General features: G+C 56.1%; 19 protein-coding genes. 14 read left to right on the top strand and 5 right to left on the bottom strand.

Annotation, left to right across the window (positions count from 1 at the left end; all coding sequences use genetic code 11):
* The first annotated feature begins 91 nt into the window (after positions 1–91).
* Positions 92–1,231 (top strand): 3-phenylpropionate MFS transporter, encoded by a 1,140-nt coding sequence (locus tag M1D91_RS17125; RefSeq protein ID WP_437431930.1) that lies wholly within the window; start codon positions 92–94, stop codon positions 1,229–1,231.
* On the opposite strand, the gene csiE is transcribed toward M1D91_RS17125, so the two are convergent.
* Positions 1,228–2,505 carry a stationary phase inducible protein CsiE gene (gene csiE, locus M1D91_RS17120; RefSeq protein WP_437431882.1) on the bottom strand — a complete coding sequence of 426 codons (1,278 nt, stop codon included), beginning with the start codon at positions 2,503–2,505 and terminating at the stop codon, positions 1,228–1,230. The genes M1D91_RS17125 and csiE overlap by 4 nt on opposite strands.
* Before the next feature lie 124 nt (positions 2,506–2,629).
* On the opposite strand from csiE, the gene M1D91_RS17115 reads away from it, so the two are divergent.
* Both M1D91_RS17115 and M1D91_RS17110 read left to right on the top strand, forming a co-directional pair.
* Positions 2,630–3,268: a DUF1007 family protein gene (locus M1D91_RS17115; protein WP_437431883.1), complete on the top strand. Its 639-nt coding sequence runs from the start codon at positions 2,630–2,632 to the stop codon at positions 3,266–3,268.
* Entirely contained in the window at positions 3,259–4,239 is a 981-nt protein-coding gene (locus M1D91_RS17110) for a nickel/cobalt transporter (protein ID WP_437431884.1), read from the top strand. Before M1D91_RS17115 ends, M1D91_RS17110 begins: the two co-directional genes overlap by 10 nt.
* Positions 4,240–4,302: 63 nt before the next feature.
* On the opposite strand, the gene suhB is transcribed toward M1D91_RS17110, so the two are convergent.
* Positions 4,303–5,106, bottom strand: coding sequence for an inositol-1-monophosphatase (gene suhB, locus M1D91_RS17105; protein ID WP_437431885.1), 804 nt, complete (start codon positions 5,104–5,106; stop codon positions 4,303–4,305).
* 118 nt (positions 5,107–5,224) lie between these two features.
* Between suhB and trmJ the strand changes: the two genes are divergently transcribed.
* The 11 genes from trmJ to sseB all read left to right on the top strand — a co-directional run bounded on the left by trmJ (position 5,225) and on the right by sseB (position 14,531).
* On the top strand, positions 5,225–5,965 hold the full coding sequence (gene trmJ, locus M1D91_RS17100; protein WP_437431886.1) for a tRNA (cytosine(32)/uridine(32)-2'-O)-methyltransferase TrmJ: 741 nt from the start codon (positions 5,225–5,227) through the stop codon (positions 5,963–5,965).
* A 203-nt stretch (positions 5,966–6,168) separates the two neighbouring features.
* Positions 6,169–6,660 (top strand): Fe-S cluster assembly transcriptional regulator IscR, encoded by a 492-nt coding sequence (iscR, locus tag M1D91_RS17095; protein WP_437431887.1) that lies wholly within the window; start codon positions 6,169–6,171, stop codon positions 6,658–6,660.
* Positions 6,661–6,834: 174 nt separating this feature from the next.
* Positions 6,835–8,049, top strand: a complete 1,215-nt coding sequence (gene iscS / locus M1D91_RS17090) for a cysteine desulfurase (protein ID WP_437431888.1) — start codon at positions 6,835–6,837, stop codon at positions 8,047–8,049.
* A gap of 148 nt (positions 8,050–8,197) precedes the next feature.
* Entirely contained in the window at positions 8,198–8,584 is a 387-nt protein-coding gene (iscU, locus tag M1D91_RS17085; protein WP_003860661.1) for a Fe-S cluster assembly scaffold IscU, read from the top strand.
* Positions 8,585–8,599: 15 nt separating this feature from the next.
* Positions 8,600–8,923, top strand: a complete 324-nt coding sequence (gene iscA / locus M1D91_RS17080; protein ID WP_437431889.1) for an iron-sulfur cluster assembly protein IscA — start codon at positions 8,600–8,602, stop codon at positions 8,921–8,923.
* A 190-nt stretch (positions 8,924–9,113) separates the two neighbouring features.
* Positions 9,114–9,629: a co-chaperone HscB gene (gene hscB, locus M1D91_RS17075; protein ID WP_437431890.1), complete on the top strand. Its 516-nt coding sequence runs from the start codon at positions 9,114–9,116 to the stop codon at positions 9,627–9,629.
* Between the two features lie 15 nt (positions 9,630–9,644).
* A complete protein-coding gene (gene hscA, locus M1D91_RS17070) occupies positions 9,645–11,495 on the top strand; it encodes a Fe-S protein assembly chaperone HscA (protein ID WP_437431891.1) in 1,851 nt (616 codons plus the stop codon).
* Position 11,496: 1 nt separating this feature from the next.
* A complete protein-coding gene (gene fdx, locus M1D91_RS17065) occupies positions 11,497–11,832 on the top strand; it encodes an ISC system 2Fe-2S type ferredoxin (RefSeq protein WP_437431892.1) in 336 nt (111 codons plus the stop codon).
* 1 nt (position 11,833) lies between these two features.
* Entirely contained in the window at positions 11,834–12,034 is a 201-nt protein-coding gene (gene iscX, locus M1D91_RS17060; protein ID WP_437431893.1) for a Fe-S cluster assembly protein IscX, read from the top strand.
* 60 nt (positions 12,035–12,094) lie between these two features.
* Entirely contained in the window at positions 12,095–13,384 is a 1,290-nt protein-coding gene (gene pepB / locus M1D91_RS17055) for an aminopeptidase PepB (RefSeq protein ID WP_437431894.1), read from the top strand.
* Between the two features lie 343 nt (positions 13,385–13,727).
* The gene (gene sseB, locus M1D91_RS17050) at positions 13,728–14,531 is read left to right on the top strand and encodes an enhanced serine sensitivity protein SseB (RefSeq protein WP_437431895.1); all 804 of its coding nucleotides are present in this window, start codon (positions 13,728–13,730) and stop codon (positions 14,529–14,531) included.
* A gap of 17 nt (positions 14,532–14,548) precedes the next feature.
* On the opposite strand, the gene M1D91_RS17045 is transcribed toward sseB, so the two are convergent.
* The 3 genes from M1D91_RS17045 to M1D91_RS17035 all read right to left on the bottom strand — a co-directional run bounded on the left by M1D91_RS17045 (position 14,549) and on the right by M1D91_RS17035 (position 17,752).
* Positions 14,549–15,322 (bottom strand): MurR/RpiR family transcriptional regulator, encoded by a 774-nt coding sequence (locus M1D91_RS17045; RefSeq protein ID WP_437431896.1) that lies wholly within the window; start codon positions 15,320–15,322, stop codon positions 14,549–14,551.
* On the bottom strand, positions 15,323–16,168 hold the full coding sequence (gene sseA, locus M1D91_RS17040; protein ID WP_437431897.1) for a 3-mercaptopyruvate sulfurtransferase: 846 nt from the start codon (positions 16,166–16,168) through the stop codon (positions 15,323–15,325).
* A gap of 216 nt (positions 16,169–16,384) precedes the next feature.
* Entirely contained in the window at positions 16,385–17,752 is a 1,368-nt protein-coding gene (locus tag M1D91_RS17035; RefSeq protein ID WP_437431931.1) for a 6-phospho-alpha-glucosidase, read from the bottom strand.
* Between the last annotated feature and the right edge of the window lie 2 nt (positions 17,753–17,754).

Raw genomic sequence — 17,754 nt, 5'->3', positions numbered from 1 at the left:
CCTGCGCGCAACAGGGCCGGCTGTTATGGCATTGTTGCTTGCAAGGTCGTCGGTTTCCCTCCAGACTATCGCCACCATTCAGGAGGAAATCATGGTCTTGCAGTCCACGCGCTGGCTGGCGCTCGCTTACTTCACCTACTTTTTTAGCTACGGTATTTTTCTCCCCTTCTGGAGCGTCTGGCTCAAAGGGACAGGGCTGACGCCTGAAACCATCGGTATTTTGCTTGGTGCAGGTCTGGTGGCCCGTTTTCTCGGCAGCCTGTTGATTGCCCCACGCGTCAGTAATCCTTCGCTGCTGATTAAAGCCTTACGTATTCTGGCACTGATTACCCTGCTGTTCGCCCTCGGGTTCTGGGCTGGCACGAATGTGGCCTGGCTGATGGTGGTGATTATCGGGTTTAACCTCTTCTTCTCCCCGCTGGTGCCGCTAACCGATGCGCTGGCAAATACCTGGCAAAAACAGTTCCCGATGGACTACGGCCGGGTGCGGGTCTGGGGTTCTATTGCGTTTGTGATTGGCTCGGCGGCAACAGGCAAGTTGGTTAGCGAGTTTGATTACCGTGCGGTGCTGGCGATGCTTACCCTCGGTGTGGTCTCCATGCTGCTTGGCATGTTGATTCGCCCGTCGATTCTGCCGCAAGGGGAGAGGCGTCATCAGGATGCCACAGGCTGGCAGGCCTGGCGCGATCTGGTGGTTAAAAACTGGCGTTTTCTGGCCTGCGTGTCGCTGCTCCAGGGGGCACACGCCGCCTATTACGGCTTCAGTGCGCTCTACTGGCAGGAAGCCGGGTACTCTGCCTCGACCGTCGGGTATTTATGGTCGCTTGGCGTGGTGGCGGAAGTGGTGGTCTTTACGCTGAGCAACCGGCTGTTCCGCCGCTTCAGCGCTCGTGATTTACTGCTTCTTTCGGCTGTAAGCGGACTGGCACGCTGGGGATTGATGGGATGGACGACCGATCTGCCGTGGCTGATCGTGGTGCAGATACTCCACTGCGGCACCTTTACCGTCTGCCATCTGGCGGGCATGCGTTATATCGCCGCGCGTAAGGAAAGTGAAATTATCCGCCTGCAGGCTATTTACTCCGCCGTGGCGATGGGGGGCAGTATTGCCCTGATGACGATGGTGTCAGGGTTCCTGTACCAGCATCTTCACCAGGGCCTCTTCTGGGTAATGGCACTGCTGGCACTTCCGGCGCTGTTCCTGCGCCCGAAAGTCACCTTGCAGCGTTAGGACTCCAGCATAGTACGAATATGCTGCTGCTGGTGTTCGCTCAGCGACTGATCCGTATGGATAAGCGGCGCGGAGAACAGCGGCAGCGGCGTGGCGTAAGGGGTGACAATTACCGTTACGTCACGGGGGGCCCCCTGCTTTTTAAACTCACGCACCGGCAGGTATTTGATATTGAGCGGCAGCAGCGTCAACTCGCGTAGTTGCAGCTCAATTTCCTGCTCCCTCTCCGGCTCGTTGCCCGTTATCAGCACCACCTGCTTTTCATGCAGCTCCGCTTCCTGCATCAGCCAGGCACCAAAAATCACTGCCACCAGGCCGGCCTCTTCATCACTGAAACGCAGCCCATATTCAGCCTCAAGGGGCGCTAACGCCTCGCGGGTTGTGCGAATGAGCCGGGGATAAAGGCGTACTATCTCTTCCTGGAGGCTATTATCAATACCAATGCCGAAGAGATGGCGGTCCAGCGCCTGCGTGATATGGACATAAAGCTGATCGGTGAGACCCTGTTCGTCGCTAAAGTGCAAGCCAGCGCGCTGACGAAAAAGAGCGACCATACTGACAATGGCCTGCCGGAGGCGATGATCCTCCTGGTGGCTGTCGTTCAGGGGGTCGGGCGTGCGCAGCATCATAAACAGCAGGGCGAGGAATGCATGTTCATTGTCCGGGGGGAGGGCAGCGACGCGTCGCTGCCAGTGGCGCACAATCTCTTGCGCTACGACGTATTCAGCCCGCATTTGCGTCCAGGCATGCTGCACCGGGTTAAATTCTGGTGAGAAGCCAGCATGGCTCTGCAGCAGACAATACTGCAGATAGAGGCCCAGAAACTGCATATCCCGAGACTCAAATGAGCGCTGCAGCCGACGAGCGCAGAGATTAATCAGCGCGCGAAGATTGGTGTCGTCGTAAAGCGTGCGGGCAATGCCCTGCTGTTTCAGCGCCGATTTCAGGGCTGGCGTGTAGTGCTCGGAAATAAAGTGTGGACACAGACGCAGGCCGCGTCGAAGCCACTGTAGCTGGCATAAACGTTGGTCAAGGGTTGTGCCTTCAATCCGATAGCTTCCGTCCTGTTGGGACGCAATAGTGAGCCGATGGTAGCGCTGGATCTCATGATCGGTGTCGGCGATATCCTGACGCGCGATCTCTTCGTCAACGCCATTGACGGCGCGAATGATTTCCGTGGTGACCGTCTGCCCCGGTAACGCAAGCAGTAGTAGCACCTGGCAGCGGCGCTGCGGACTGGAGAGCACAGATGGTGGCGTCATTACGATTGTCATCTGCGAAGTTCCAGTTAGGGTGTTCGATAAGAATAGCTAAAGGTATGATTGACGAAAGCGCAGCCGCAGCCCTTTACCTCAGGAATGCCGGAGAACATCACAGAATTTATATCGTGAGGAAGACATGCAAGCAGTGAAACCGTATGCCTTAGGGCTTATTCTCACGTTTTTATCGTCCGCGGTGACGGCGCATCCCCATAGTTTTATCCGTCTGAAAACCGAAGTAATGGTGGAGAATGGTCAGTGGACCGGGCTTCTGATGCGCTGGACGATGGATGAAATCACCTCGGCTGATCTACTTTACGATGCCGGAGATGCCAGACCCGGGGACGAAATATGGAAAAAACTGGCCGCCGAGGTCATGGCCAATGTGCTTGGACAGCACTATTTCACGGAGGTCTGGCACAACGGCAAAAAAGTGAGGTTTGTTAACCGTCCTCTGCATTATGGCATGGAGAGAGAGGGGCACCAGGCCGTACTGACCTTTGCCCTTCCGCTTGCCGCACCCCAGACGCTTAATGGGCAGAGTTACACTTTCTCCACCTTTGATCCTACCTATTATGTGGATATGAGCTATGAACACGATAGCGACGTAACCCTGGCTGCTGAACTGCGCGCAAAATGTAAGCTGAGCCTGCACACGCCACATCCTGGCGACGATGTCCTGGACTATGCTCAGTCGCTGGATAAGGCCGATGCGCCGGAGGAGAGTATGGAGCTGGGTAAACAATTTGCACAGACGGTGACGCTGCAATGTCAGTGATATCCGCCGCGCGTTTGCAAAAGACAGGTGTTCGCCAGTGGTGGCCGCTGGCTCTTTTTCTGGTGCTGGCAGCGGTGGGTGGTGCCTGGCTCTGGCAGGCCTGGCCGCAGGTGCTGCGCGAAAGCATTGTCTGGCAGCGGGAATTTAACCAGCAACTCAGCTCGCTATTACAAGGCGTGGCGGATAACCCGACCCGAGCCGGAAGTTCGCTGCTGCTGGTGAGCTTCCTTTATGGGGTATTGCATGCACTGGGGCCGGGGCACGGGAAAGTGGTGATCACGACCTGGCTTGCCACCCACCCGTCTAAGTTGAAATCCAGCATGGGCCTTACGCTTGCCTCTTCATTACTGCAGGGCCTGGTGGCAGTGCTGCTGGTGGTTGTGGTGCTCCAGGTGCTGGCTCTGCCCGCGCGGCAGCTTCCTCTCGGCAGTTTCTGGCTGGAGAAGGGAAGCTATGCGCTGGTGGGGGTATTAGGACTGTTGCTCTGCTGGCGGGCGCTTAAAAAACTGCATGGTATTTTACGCAAACCGACCTTTAAAACCTTTACCCCTCATCATGTTCACCATGAACAGTGCGGCTGCGGACATCAGCATCTGCCGACACCTCAGCAATTACAGCAGGGTGACGACTGGCGCGCCCGGCTGGTGATTGTGCTTTCGATGGGCATGCGACCCTGTTCGGGGGCGATAATGGTGCTGCTGTTCAGCAAGGTGGTCGGCGTGTTTGGCTGGGGAGTGGCGTCGGCAATGGCGATGGCCGCAGGCACCGCACTGACCATCAGCTCGCTGGCGCTACTTGTGCATAGTTTTCGTACCCTGGCGGTAAAACTGAGCGGCAGTAAAACGCCCGCCGTGTGGAAACAGGTAGGGTGGACGACGCTGGCATTAGCAGGGGGGATGGTGTTAATAGCGGCTGCGGTAGTGATGTGGATGAGTGCAGTGCCGCAAGGCAGAGGGATAAGGCCGTTTTGAGGTGAAGGGGAGGGGGCCAGATGCCCTCACCCCAAAGGGGCGAGGGAGAAAGCCTCAACCGAATTAACGCTTCAGCGCTTCACTCAGTTCGTCACGCATGCTGGCCAGCATAGCTTTAACGACGCGCGGGTTACCGGCAACGAGGTTACCGCTCATCATGTAGCCGTGGCCACCGGTGAAATCACATACCAGACCGCCTGCTTCACGTACCAGCAGTTCGCCAGCAGCAAAATCCCAGGGCTTCAGGCCGATTTCGAAGAAACCATCAACGCGACCAGCGGCCACATAGGCCAGATCCAGCGCCGCAGAGCCGGTGCGACGGAAGTCCGCGCACTCGGTGAACAGCTTACCGACGATATTAATGTAAGGGGCTGCATGCTGCTTCACTTTGAACGGGAAGCCTGTCGCCAGAATGGTGCCATCGAGGTCACGCGCATTGCTGCCGCGCAGACGGTAACCGTTCAGCTGTGCGCCCTGACCGCGCGTTGCGGTGAACAGTTCGTTGCGCATAGGATCGTAAACCACCGCGACTTCAGTACGACCTTTAATGCGTACGGCGATGGAGACGGAGAAGTGGGGAAGGCGTTTGATAAAGTTGGTGGTGCCATCCAGTGGATCGATAACCCATTGAACATCCTGATCTGCGCCTTCATGTTCACCGCTTTCTTCGGTGACGATGGAGTGTTGCGGGTAAGATTTGCGAATGGTTTCGATAATAATCGCTTCTGCGGCTTTATCGACGTTAGTCACAAAGTCATTGCTGCCTTTCTGGCTGGATTCTACGGAGTCAGGTGTTTCGTAGTGTTTGGCAATTACATTACCCGCCTTGCGCGCTGCGCGCACGGCGATGGTCAGCATCGGATGCATCGGTCTCTCTCACTGGATGTTAAAGAACGGGAAAACGGCGCGTATGATAGCAGCGTATTCGGAATATGTCTTCGGTTTATGATAATATGCACAAATATTCTTTAGCCGTAGAAAAACTATGCTGCAAAATATTCGAATCGTACTGGTGGAGACCTCTCACACCGGCAATATGGGCTCTGTTGCCCGCGCAATGAAAACAATGGGGCTGACCAACCTGTGGCTGGTTAACCCGCTGGTGAAACCGGACTCGCAGGCTATCGCACTGGCCGCTGGCGCAAGCGATGTTATTGGCAATGCACAGATTGTCGATACGCTTGATGAAGCACTGGCAGGCTGTAGCCTGGTGGTTGGCACCAGCGCACGCTCCCGCACGCTGCCCTGGCCTATGCTTGATCCACGTGAATGCGGACTTAAAAGCGTGGACGAAGGCAAGCATGCCCCCGTCGCGCTGGTCTTTGGTCGTGAACGTGTGGGGCTTACCAATGATGAGCTGCAAAAGTGTCATTACCACGTTGCCATTGCCGCTAACCCGGAATACAGCTCGCTGAATCTGGCGATGGCGGTGCAGGTGATTGCCTATGAAGTGCGTATGGCCTGGCTTGCAACGCAGGAGGAGAGTAACGCTGCTCTGCAAACAGAAGAAGAAGCACCGTATCCGCTGGTTGACGATCTGGAACGGTTCTACGGCCATCTGGAAAAAACCCTGCTTTCTACCGGATTTATTCGCGAAAACCATCCGGGTCAGGTCATGAATAAGCTGCGCCGCCTCTTTACCCGTGCCCGACCAGAGAGCCAGGAGCTCAATATTTTGCGTGGCATGCTGGCATCTATTGAGCAGAAAACTCAGGAAAAACAATAGTTTTCTTGCCCTCCCTTTTCGGGGAGGGTACCTCAATCTGCACTTAAGTTAAACGGCACGTAAAGCCTAATACCTGACTAAAACAGTCAAGTAAATAGTTGACCAATTTAGTCAGGAATGTCAGACTTGCCTCCGCTATGCGACATTATTTGAAATTTTAATAAAAACCCCGGGCAGGGGCGAGTTTGAGGCTAAGTTAAGACATGAGACTGACATCTAAAGGGCGTTACGCCGTGACCGCAATGCTTGACGTTGCGCTCAATTCCGAGACCGGTCCGGTGCCGTTGGCTGATATTTCCGAGCGTCAGGGGATCTCCCTTTCTTATCTGGAACAGCTTTTCTCCCGCTTGCGTAAAAATGGCCTGGTGGCCAGCGTTCGTGGCCCGGGCGGCGGATACCTGCTGGGTAAAGATGCCAGCAGCATCGCTGTTGGCGAAGTGATCAGCGCCGTTGATGAATCCGTGGATGCAACCCGCTGCCAGGGTAAAACCGGCTGCCAGGGCGGCGATAAATGCCTGACCCATGCACTGTGGCGCGACCTGAGCGATCGTCTGACCGGCTTTTTGAATAATATCACCTTGGGTGAACTGGTTAATAACCAGGAGATCCTTGATGTGTCCGATCGCCAGCATTCGCACGAAACCCATCGCACGACCCGTGGTCAGGACGCAATCGACGTCAAACTGCGCGCTTAATTTATCCGTCCTGTTTCCGGGCGCTGCTACGCCTGCCGCACCCTAAAACAGGAAGGGTAATAAATTATAAGATTTCAGAATCAGGCCGGGGTGAGAGATTGCCCCGTAGAACGGTTGAACATCCAGCCGAAAGCCTGGTTCATTGCATTGAGTGATGTACGGAGTTTAAGAGCAATGAAATTACCGATTTATCTCGATTACTCCGCAACGACGCCGGTGGACCCGCGTGTTGCTGAGAAAATGATGCAGTGTCTGACCCTGGACGGAAACTTTGGTAACCCCGCTTCCCGTTCACACCGTTTTGGCTGGCATGCTGAAGAGGCGGTAGATATCGCCCGTAATCAGATTGCTGAGCTGGTAGGCGCCGACCCGCGTGAAATTGTTTTCACCTCCGGTGCAACCGAATCTGACAACCTGGCAATTAAAGGTGCGGCCAACTTTTATCAGAAAAAAGGCAAGCACATTATTACCTGCAAAACCGAACATAAAGCCGTGCTGGACACCTGTCGTCAGCTTGAGCGTGAAGGTTTTGAGGTCACCTACCTTGCTCCACAGAGCAACGGCATTATCGATCTGAAAGAACTCGACGCCGCAATGCGTGATGACACCATCCTGGTTTCTATCATGCACGTGAACAACGAAATCGGTGTGGTGCAGGACATCGCGACCATCGGCGAAATGTGCCGGGCGCGTGGCATCATCTATCACGTTGATGCGACCCAGAGCGTGGGCAAGCTGCCAATCGATCTGAGCCAACTGAAAGTAGACCTGATGTCTTTCTCCGGCCACAAAATCTATGGCCCGAAAGGCATTGGGGCGCTGTATGTGCGTCGTAAGCCGCGTATCCGTATCGAAGCGCAAATGCACGGTGGCGGTCACGAGCGCGGTATGCGTTCCGGTACCCTGCCTGTACACCAGATCGTTGGTATGGGTGAAGCCTACCGTATTGCCAAAGAAGAGATGGATACCGAGATGGCGCGCCTGCGTACGCTGCGTAACCGTCTGTGGGAAGGCGTGAAAGATATGGAAGAGGTTTACCTGAACGGTGACCTTGAGCAGGGCGCACCGAACATCCTCAACGTCAGCTTTAACTACGTTGAAGGCGAATCGCTGATCATGGCGCTTAAAGATCTGGCGGTCTCTTCTGGTTCTGCCTGTACTTCTGCAAGCCTTGAGCCTTCCTACGTGCTGCGCGCGCTGGGTATGACTGACGAGCTGGCCCACAGCTCCATTCGTTTCTCCTTAGGTCGTTTCACTACCGAAGAAGAAATTGATTACACCATCACGCTGGTTCGCAACTCCATTGGCCGTCTGCGCGACCTTTCTCCTTTGTGGGAAATGTTCAAACAGGGCGTGGATCTGAACAGTATTGAATGGTCACATCATTAATCGGTATACCCGTCAGACTTCAAGTTGCAGATGCGTTGGCCGCGCTCGCTCACCCCAGTTACGTACTTATGTACGTTCCTGGGGATTTGCTCCCTTGCCGCCTTCCTGCCACTCGAATTATTTAGGGTACATATAAAGAGAACAGAACATGGCTTACAGCGAAAAAGTAATCGATCATTATGAGAATCCGCGCAACGTGGGTTCTTTCGACAACAGCGATGAGAGCGTAGGCAGCGGCATGGTGGGTGCACCGGCTTGCGGCGACGTGATGAAGTTGCAGATCAAAGTCAATAACGAAGGCATCATTGAAGACGCGCGCTTCAAAACCTATGGCTGCGGTTCAGCTATCGCTTCCAGCTCCTTGGTCACCGAGTGGGTGAAGGGCAAATCCCTGGACGAAGCGCAGGCAATCAAAAACACTGATATTGCCGAAGAGCTGGAACTGCCGCCGGTTAAAATCCACTGCTCCATCCTGGCAGAAGATGCGATTAAAGCCGCCATTGCGGATTACAAAAGCAAACGTGAAGCAAAATAATCAGTTGAGGTTGTTATGTCGATTACCCTTAGCGACAGCGCTGCCGCGCGTGTGAGTGCCTTTCTGACGAACCGTGGTAAAGGCTTTGGCCTGCGACTGGGCGTACGGACTTCCGGCTGCTCTGGTATGGCTTACGTACTGGAATTTGTTGATGAACCTGCGGCTGAAGATACCGTGTTCGAAGACAAAGGCGTGAAGGTGGTGGTCGATGGCAAAAGCCTGCAGTTCCTCAATGGTACTCAGCTGGACTTTGTAAAAGAAGGCCTCAACGAAGGGTTTAAATTTACCAACCCGAACGTGAAAGATGAGTGCGGTTGTGGCGAAAGCTTCAACGTTTAATCGCGTGTTACCGATAAGCCCCACCCTGGAAAAGACTCAACCTCATTTATGCTGAGTCGAGGCGGCAAGTGAGAACGTCCCGTAAACAGAGAGAACGATGTGAACGGGACGTTGACCACAGCCAGTGCCGAGACAGTGCGAATGATAAAGCGTCATCCTGCGTGTGGGGCTTGTTATAGCAGGACTCTTTATGGATTACTTCACCCTCTTTGGCTTACCCGCTCACTATCACGTCGATCTTCCGGCCCTGACCATCCGGTTTCAGGATCTTCAGCGGCAGTATCATCCTGATAACTTCGCCAGCGGCACGCCAGCGGAACAACTCGCTTCCGTGCAGCAGTCTGCGACCATTAATCAGGCCTGGCAAACGCTGCGCCATCCCCTCGCACGGGCAGAATATCTGCTCTCCCTGCACGGCTTTGATCTCGGTTCTGAGCAGCACACGGTGCGGGATACCGCGTTTCTGATGGAGCAGCTGGAGCTTCGTGAAGAGCTCGATGAGATTGGTACGGCCAGCGATGCTGACCGCCTGGAGGCCTTTGCCCAGCGAGTCAAAAAACTGTACGACGTTCGTCATCAGCAGATGGTGGAACAATTCAGTCGTGAAGCGTGGGACGACGCGGCGGATACCGTGCGTAAACTCCGTTTTCTGGATAAACTGCGCAGCTCAACAGAACAACTCGAAGAAAAACTGCTCGGTTTTTAATTTTGGAAGCACATTATGGCCTTATTACAAATTAGTGAGCCGGGTCTGAGCGCTGCGCCTCACCAGCGTCGTCTGGCAGCAGGGATCGATTTAGGCACCACGAATTCACTGGTCGCCACCGTACGCAGTGGTCAGGCGCAAACGCTGGCCGATAGCGAAGGGCGTCATTTGTTACCGTCTGTTGTGCACTATCATGCGCAGGGGCAGACGGTGGGTTATGACGCGCGTGCCAATGCCGCGCAGGATCCGGTTAATACCATCAGTTCGGTAAAACGCATGATGGGCCGCGCGCTGGCCGATATCCAGGCACGTTATCCTCACCTGCCGTACCAGTTACAGGCCAGCGAAAATGGGCTGCCCATGATGGCGACCCGCGCAGGCCTGGTGAACCCCATCCGTGTCTCAGCGGACATTCTGAAAACTCTGGCCCTGCGTGCCCAGGAATCCCTCTCCGGGGAGCTGGACGGCGTGGTCATTACCGTTCCGGCCTATTTTGATGATGCTCAGCGTCAGGGGACGAAAGACGCCGCACGGCTGGCGGGCTTGCATGTATTGCGCTTGCTGAATGAACCGACCGCCGCAGCCATTGCTTACGGTCTGGACTCCGGTAAAGAGGGCGTTATCGCCGTTTACGATCTTGGCGGCGGCACCTTTGATATCTCCATCCTGCGCTTAAGCCGTGGCGTGTTTGAAGTGCTGGCGACGGGCGGAGACTCTGCCCTCGGCGGCGACGACTTTGATCACCTGCTCGCGGATTTTATTCGTGAACAGGCCAGTCTGCCGGAGCATGGCGACAACCATTTACAGCGAGCGTTGCTGGATGCGGCCATCGCGGCAAAAATCGCCCTGAGCGATGCGCCCTCTGTCACCGTTGACGTCGCAGGCTGGCAGGGTACAGTGACCCGCGAGCAGTTTGAGGCGCTGATTTCGACCCTGGTGAAACGCACTTTACTCTCCTGCCGCCGCGCACTGAAAGATGCAGGCGTTGAGGCGGATGAGGTACTGGAAGTGGTGATGGTAGGCGGCTCCACCCGCGTGCCGCTGGTGCGTGAACGCGTAGGCGAATTCTTTGGCCGCACGCCGCTCACCTCTATCGACCCGGATAAAGTTGTCGCCCTGGGCGCCGCGATTCAGGCAGATATTCTGGTGGGTAACAAACCGGACAGCGATATGCTGCTGCTGGACGTTATCCCGCTGTCGCTCGGGCTTGAAACCATGGGCGGTCTGGTAGAGAAAGTTATCCCGCGTAACACTACCATTCCGGTGGCCCGTGCGCAGGAGTTCACCACCTTCAAAGACGGGCAGACCGCCATGTCTATCCACGTGATGCAGGGCGAGCGTGAGCTGGTGCAGGATTGCCGCTCGCTGGCGCGTTTTGCGCTACGTGGTATTCCGGCCATGCCCGCAGGCGGCGCGCATATTCGCGTCACCTTCCAGGTGGATGCCGACGGCCTGCTCAACGTCACCGCGATGGAAAAATCCACCGGTGTTGAAGCCGCAATTCAGGTTAAGCCCTCTTATGGCCTGACCGATAACGAAATCGCCACCATGATTAAGGACTCCATGAGCTTTGCTGAGCAGGACGTGAAAGCACGTATGCTCGCAGAACAGCAAGTGGAGGCCGCCCGCGTACTGGAGAGTCTGACCGGTGCGCTGGCAACGGATGCCGCGCTGCTCAGCGCCGCAGAGCGTACGGACATTGACCAGGCTATCGCGCAACTTGTTGCCGTTGCCAAAGGTAATGATGCCGACGCCATTGAACACGCCATTAAAAATGTAGATAAACAAACCCAGGAATTTGCCGCGCGCCGTATGGATATGTCCGTACGTACCGCGTTAAAAGGCCATTCCGTCGACGAGGTTTAATATGCCTAAGATCGTTTTTCTGCCTCATCAGGATTTATGCCCTGATGGAGTAGTTATGGAAGCAAAGACCGGCGAAACCATTCTTGATGTGGCCCTGCGTGGCGGCATTGAGCTTGAACACGCCTGTGAGAAGTCCTGTGCCTGCACGACCTGCCACTGTGTCGTGCGTGAAGGTTTCGATTCGTTACCGGAAAGCACCGAAGATGAAGATGACATGCTGGATAAAGCCTGGGGTCTTGAGCCGGAGAGCCGTCTGAGCTGCCAGGCGCGCGTCACCGATGAAGATCTGGTCGTAGAGATCCCTCGCTACACCATCAACCACGCGCGGGAGCATTAATATGTCACTGAAATGGACAGACAGCCGCGAAATTGGCGAAGCGCTGTACGACACCTTCCCGGATCTCGACCCGAAAACCGTGCGTTTCACCGACATGCATCAGTGGATTTGCGAGCTGGAGGAGTTTGATGATGATCCAAACGCATCGAACGAAAAAATTCTCGAGGCAATTCTGCTAGTCTGGTTAGACGAAGCATCTTGATATCGACGGGCTGCCTTCTGGTGGCCCGTTTTCATATCTCCTGCGCTAAAGGACAAAACAATGACAACTGAAGCGATGAAAATTACCTTATCGACCCAGGGCGCGGACGCTCGCTGGGGCGAAAAAGCAGCGTTTAGCATTAATCACGACGGCATCACGTTGCACCTGACAGGCAAAGACGATACCGGCCTCATTCAGCGTGCCGCACGCAAAATCGATGGCATGGGCATTAAGCATGTCGCGCTGAGCGGCGAAGGCTGGGATGCAGACCGGAGCTGGGCCTTCTGGGCCGGTTATAAGGGGCCGAAAGGCACCCGTAACATCGACTGGGCGGTGCTGGATGATGCCGGGCAGAAAGAGCTTGATGCACGGCTGAAAACCATCGACTGGGTGCGTGACACCATCAATGCCCCGGCGGAAGATTTAGGGCCGGAACAACTGGCGCAGCGTGCGGTGGATCTGCTCAGCGATGTGGGTGGCGAGGCTATCTCTTACCGCATCGTTAAGGGTGAAGATCTGCGTGAACAGAACTACCTGGGTATTCACACCGTGGGACGTGGATCTTCCCGCCCGCCGGTGCTGTTGTCACTGGACTTCAACCCGACCGGCGACAAAGACGCGCCGATTTTCGCCTGTCTGGTCGGCAAGGGTATCACCTTCGACTCCGGCGGTTACAGCATCAAGCAGACCGCGTTTATGGATTCCATGAAATCCGATATGGGCGGTGCGGCGATGGTCACGGGCGCACTGGCGTTTGCGATTACGCGCGGGCTGAACAAACGCGTGAAGCTTTACCTCTGCTGCGCAGATAACATGATTAGCGGTAATGCCTTTAAGCTTGGCGATATCATTCGCTACCGTAACGGCAAAACCGTTGAGGTGATGAACACCGATGCAGAAGGGCGCCTGGTGCTGGCCGATGGTCTCATTAACGCGAGCGCGCAGAAACCGGAGCTTATCATCGACGCTGCCACCCTGACCGGTGCGGCCAAAACCGCGCTGGGCAATGATTACCATGCGCTGTTCAGCTTTGATGACCAACTGGCTAACCGACTGCTTGCGAGCGCCGCCGCAGAGAACGAACCATTCTGGCGTCTGCCGCTGGCCGAGTTCCACCGCCATCAGTTGCCGTCAAACTTCGCTGAACTTAACAACACCGCCAGCGCAGCCTTCCCGGCGGGTGCCAGCACGGCAGCCGGTTTCCTGTCTCATTTTGTTGAGAACTATCAGCAGGGTTGGCTGCACATCGACTGTTCCGCCACCTACCGCAAAGCGGGTGTCGAGCAGTGGGCTGCGGGAGCAACAGGCCTTGGTGTACGCGCGCTGGCAAATCTGCTGACCAGCAAGTAATTTTCCCCTCACCCTGACCCTCTCCCCAAAGGGGAGAGGGGAGTGCACGGTACAGGCCGTTCCCCCTTTCCCGATGGGAGAGGGGTAGCGCGGTGCAGGCCGTTCCCTCTTTCCTGGTGGGAGAGGGGTAGCGCGGTGCAGGCCGTTCCCTCTTTCCTGGTGGGAGAGGGGTAGCGCGGTGCAGGCCGTTCCCTCTTTCCCGATGGGAAAGGGAGTGCACGGTGCAGGCCGTTTCCTCTTTCCCGATGGGAAAGGGAGTGCACGGTACAGGCCATTCCCTCTCTCACAGTGGGAGAGGGCAGGGGTGAGGGCATCAAACAGATCGAGACGAACAGTAAAAATTATGTCCCATTCAGACCACGATCACGACCATCATCACGAGCCAGATACACTCGAAACTTTGCTGGAAAAGGCGGCGACCGAGCCTGCCTACCGCCCGGCCTTTTTCCGTGCGCTGCTGGAGTCCACGGTATGGGTGCCGGGCACGGCAGCGGATGATAAATCCGTTGTCGAAGACAGCGCGCTGGATATTCAGCACTGGGAAAAAGATGACGGTGAGTCAGTCATTCCCTTCTTCACCTCGCTTGAAGCACTGCAACAGGCAGTGGATACCGAGCAGGCGTTTGTCGTGCTCCCTGCCCGTACGCTGTTCGAAATGACGCTGGGCGAAACACTGTTCCTCAACGCCAAATTGCCGACGGGCAAAGAGCTGACGCCGCGTGAAATCAGTCATCTGGTCGGTAAAGAGGGCAGCCCGCTCAGTGAGCAGGAGGTGCTTGAAGGCGGTACATCGCTGCTGCTCTCAGAAGTGACCGAGCCGCCTGCGCAGATGGTGGATTCCCTCACCACCCTGTTCAGCACCTTCAACCATGTGAAGTGCGCCTATCTCTGCTCCATAAAAGAGAAAAACGACGCCCGCGCCAACCTGTTGATTGGCATTGAAGCCGATGGAGACATCGAGGAGATCATTCAGGCGGCGGGCAGCGTGGCAATGGATACCCTGCCGGGGGACGATCCGGTGGATATCTGCCAGGTAGTGAAAGGCGAAAAGGGGATCAGCCATTTTATGATTGACCACATTACCCCGTTCTATGAACGTCGCTGGGGCAGCTTCCTGCGCGACCTGAAAACGAACCGCATCATCTGAAGCCACGACGGGCTGGATTAGCCCGTCGCTTCCAGCAGCAGTAAATCCATCATCAGCACCAGATTCGACTCGAACGACGTAACGCCAGCGGCCTCGGCGGCGAAATGCACCGCTTCGTCGTAAAGGGCAAAGTGCAGATCCGCAAGGCTTGCCAGCGTATTCGCAGAGGCGCGCGTAAAAGCGATAACCGTCATCCCCACGTTGCGGGCGATGCGGGCTTTATCCAGCACCTGCTCGGTTTCCCCGCTGCGGGAGACGGCGATAAACACCTGATAGCGTGCGGCGTTACTAAGAAAAATATTGCGACTGTCGCCAGGGCCTGAGATAAACGCCGTTTTACCCAGCACCTGCAGCTTCTTGGTCAGATACTCAGCAAAGAGATAAGAAAACCCTGCGCCATAAAGGAAGAAGCTCTCTTTCTCACGCAGCAGGCGGGCGAAGGTTTGCCGTTTCTCCTCCGTCACCCACTGAAAGGTCTGCTGATAATTGGCGACGAACTGCTGAAACAGCCCGGGTAGCCTGTCGCTGTGGCTGACTGGTGGCTCGTTGATATGCGGCGTGTCGGCAAGCAGCTGTTTGCAGTGCCAGATAAACTCACTGTAGCCGCTAAACCCCAATTTCTGACAGAGTCGTATAATGGTGGCGGTCGAGACAAAGGTGGCGGTGGCAAGGTCGCGTACCGTAATATTACCCACCAGTAACGGATGCTCCGTCAGGTGGGCCAGCACACGGTACTCCGCCCGCGTCAGGGATTCGCCACGCGTCAACAGCGGCGCGAGTCGGTTATCCATTCAGGCAGGATCAACCGGCAGATCGTCGCGTGCGCCCCATTCACTCCAGGAGCCGTCGTACAACCTGACGTTATCCGCACCGAGCGTCGCCAGCGCCAGAATCACCACGCATGCCGTCACGCCGGAGCCGCAACTGGCAATAATCGGCTTATCAAGATCCACGCCCTGGCGTTCAAAAATGTCTGCCAGTTCATCGGTAGTTTTCAGTTCACCGTTCACCACCAGATCGCCCCAGGGGACATTACGCGCACCAGGGATATGACCGCGTTTCAGGCCTGGACGGGGTTCATCGGCCTCGCCCTGAAAGCGTGCTGCGGGGCGAGCATCTACAAGCTGAGCCGTACCTTCATGGCTGGCGAGCAGCACATCCGTCAGGCGTTTTACTGCTGCCGGATCGCTTTTAACCTCAAACTCGGACTCCACAGCTGTGACGTCACCCTGCTGAAGCGGTAGTTCATCGCGCTGCCAGCCGGCAAGCCCGCCTGCCAGAACAGAAACGTTATCAGCGCCAAAGTAACGCAGCATCCACCAGGCGCGCGGAGCGGAAAAGAGATTGCCCTCGTCATACACCACCAGATGCTTATCGTGGCTGATACCCAGCTCACGCATGGCGACGGCAAAAGCCTCCGGGCGTGGCAGCATATGAGGCAAAGAAGAGGTGTGATCCGAGAGGGCATCGATATCAAAGCGGATGGCGCCAGGAATATGCCCGGCGCGATATTCCGCGGTCATATCGCGCAGGTGCTCCTGGCCTGCGGGGGCCATACGGGCATCAATGATCTGTACTTCAGGGTTGTCGCCGTGCTCAATCAGCCAGTCGGCTGAGACGAAATAAGAGGTGGACATGGTTGCCTCCGGGTCATCAACAGGAAACCCATCATGCTTCACGCTGCAGGCGTGTCGGCTACATTTGGCCACTCCGCTCACTGACTTCAGTCAGCGCCCGGAGAGGCACTCACCTGCCGCCTGCCTGCAACGCGAATTATTTAGGGTATATCCTGAATTGTTAACGTTTTTTCCTGACCCGACAAGCAACCATCGCAAAAGGCGCGAGTCACTTCGTTATTTTTGTACCGCCTTCCCCTCCTGCCAGGCTTTCTGCAGCGCAGGCCAGTAGTCGCGATTCGCCTCAATCATGTCGTCGAGTATGGCTTTGGCATGCTGCATGGTGGGCACCGTGCGGTTGAGAGTAAAGGCCTGCAACGCCTTCTCGTAGCTGCCTTCGATGGTCGCTTCCACCAGCAGTTGTTCCGAGGCCAGTTGCTGCATTAAAAGCGTCTGGTGGAAGAGGGGAACGGCCCCCATGCGCACCGGCTCTGCCCCTTCAGCGGTGATGTAGGCGGGCACCTCCACCATTGCATCGTAAGGTAAATTGGCGATAGCCCCTTTGTTTTCCACAATCACCAGATGGCGCTGGCGTAGATCGAAGGCCAGCGAGCGGGCGACGTCAACAATGAACTCGCCGTGCACCCCTACGTGGAAGGCATCCGACAGGAGCCCGGTGCGTTTGTACTCTTCGGCCGCGGCAAACAGCTTTTTCTCCCGACCGTTCATCACCTCGTTGGCGCGGGTGTAATCTGGATCCTGGTGCTCGACGATGTCATTGGGCATCAGGTAATACTGCAGATACGGGTTCGGCAGGTAGTCAGGGAAGTGATCCATTATCGGTTTGATATTGCGCCAGGTTTTCACCCATGACGGATCCGAGTGCTGCGGATCGGTTTGCGCGGCATCTTCGGTGAGCAGACCAAAGCGGGCGATATGTTCACGCAACTGGGGCAGCTTATCTTCGCCGTCCACCAGCACGCGGGTGAACCAGCCAAAGTGGTTAAGGCCAAAGTAATCCACCACCAGTTTGTGACGATCCACCCCCAGCACCGCGCCCATATTGCGCATGGCGGCAACCGGCATATCGCAAATATTGAGCACGCGTGCCTGCGGGCGCAGGCGGCGTACCCCTTCTGCCACGATAGCCGCCGGGTTGGAGTAGTTCACAATCCAGGCTTTTTTGTCGGCGTAGCGCTCAACGTGATCGATAAGCTCCACCATTGGCAGGATGGTGCGCAGGCCGTAGGCCAGTCCGCCAGGTCCGCAGGTTTCCTGACCCACAACGCCGTGGCGCAGGGGAATCTTCTCATCCTGTTCGCGCATCCTGTACTGACCCACGCGCATCTGGGCAAAAACGAAGTGCGCGCCGCTAAAGGCGATTTCCGGGTCGGTGGTCACCGTAAATTTAATGCTCTGGCTGTGGTCGCGCAGAACCTTTTCGACCACCGGCGCAATGGTGTTCTGCCGGGTTTCGTCAATGTCGTAAAGACGGATTTCCGCCAGCGGGAATTTCTCCAGCTGTACCATCAGGCTCTTCACAATCCCGGGCGTATAGGTGCTGCCGCCACCGGCGATAGAGAGAATAAACGGGGGTGTAAACATCA

The organism is Enterobacter sp. SA197 (genome assembly GCF_054131575.1).
This window is presented reverse-complemented; position numbering and strand designations above follow the sequence as displayed.

Excerpts from the sequence above, each read along its gene's own strand:
- sseB (WP_437431895.1), top strand. The coding sequence starts at position 13,728 with ATGTCCCATTCAGACCACGATCACGACCATCATCACGAGCCAGATACA.
- pepB (WP_437431894.1), top strand. The coding sequence starts at position 12,095 with ATGACAACTGAAGCGATGAAAATTACCTTATCGACCCAGGGCGCGGAC.
- suhB (WP_437431885.1), bottom strand. The coding sequence starts at position 5,106 with ATGCATCCGATGCTGACCATCGCCGTGCGCGCAGCGCGCAAGGCGGGT.
- iscR (WP_437431887.1), top strand. The coding sequence starts at position 6,169 with ATGAGACTGACATCTAAAGGGCGTTACGCCGTGACCGCAATGCTTGAC.
- M1D91_RS17125 (WP_437431930.1), top strand. The coding sequence starts at position 92 with ATGGTCTTGCAGTCCACGCGCTGGCTGGCGCTCGCTTACTTCACCTAC.
- iscU (WP_003860661.1), top strand. The coding sequence starts at position 8,198 with ATGGCTTACAGCGAAAAAGTAATCGATCATTATGAGAATCCGCGCAAC.
- trmJ (WP_437431886.1), top strand. The coding sequence starts at position 5,225 with ATGCTGCAAAATATTCGAATCGTACTGGTGGAGACCTCTCACACCGGC.
- M1D91_RS17035 (WP_437431931.1), bottom strand. The coding sequence starts at position 17,752 with ATGTTTACACCCCCGTTTATTCTCTCTATCGCCGGTGGCGGCAGCACC.
- hscA (WP_437431891.1), top strand. The coding sequence starts at position 9,645 with ATGGCCTTATTACAAATTAGTGAGCCGGGTCTGAGCGCTGCGCCTCAC.
- hscB (WP_437431890.1), top strand. The coding sequence starts at position 9,114 with ATGGATTACTTCACCCTCTTTGGCTTACCCGCTCACTATCACGTCGAT.
- iscS (WP_437431888.1), top strand. The coding sequence starts at position 6,835 with ATGAAATTACCGATTTATCTCGATTACTCCGCAACGACGCCGGTGGAC.
- sseA (WP_437431897.1), bottom strand. The coding sequence starts at position 16,168 with ATGTCCACCTCTTATTTCGTCTCAGCCGACTGGCTGATTGAGCACGGC.
- M1D91_RS17110 (WP_437431884.1), top strand. The coding sequence starts at position 3,259 with ATGTCAGTGATATCCGCCGCGCGTTTGCAAAAGACAGGTGTTCGCCAG.
- iscA (WP_437431889.1), top strand. The coding sequence starts at position 8,600 with ATGTCGATTACCCTTAGCGACAGCGCTGCCGCGCGTGTGAGTGCCTTT.
- csiE (WP_437431882.1), bottom strand. The coding sequence starts at position 2,505 with ATGACAATCGTAATGACGCCACCATCTGTGCTCTCCAGTCCGCAGCGC.
- M1D91_RS17045 (WP_437431896.1), bottom strand. The coding sequence starts at position 15,322 with ATGGATAACCGACTCGCGCCGCTGTTGACGCGTGGCGAATCCCTGACG.
- fdx (WP_437431892.1), top strand. The coding sequence starts at position 11,497 with ATGCCTAAGATCGTTTTTCTGCCTCATCAGGATTTATGCCCTGATGGA.
- iscX (WP_437431893.1), top strand. The coding sequence starts at position 11,834 with ATGTCACTGAAATGGACAGACAGCCGCGAAATTGGCGAAGCGCTGTAC.
- M1D91_RS17115 (WP_437431883.1), top strand. The coding sequence starts at position 2,630 with ATGCAAGCAGTGAAACCGTATGCCTTAGGGCTTATTCTCACGTTTTTA.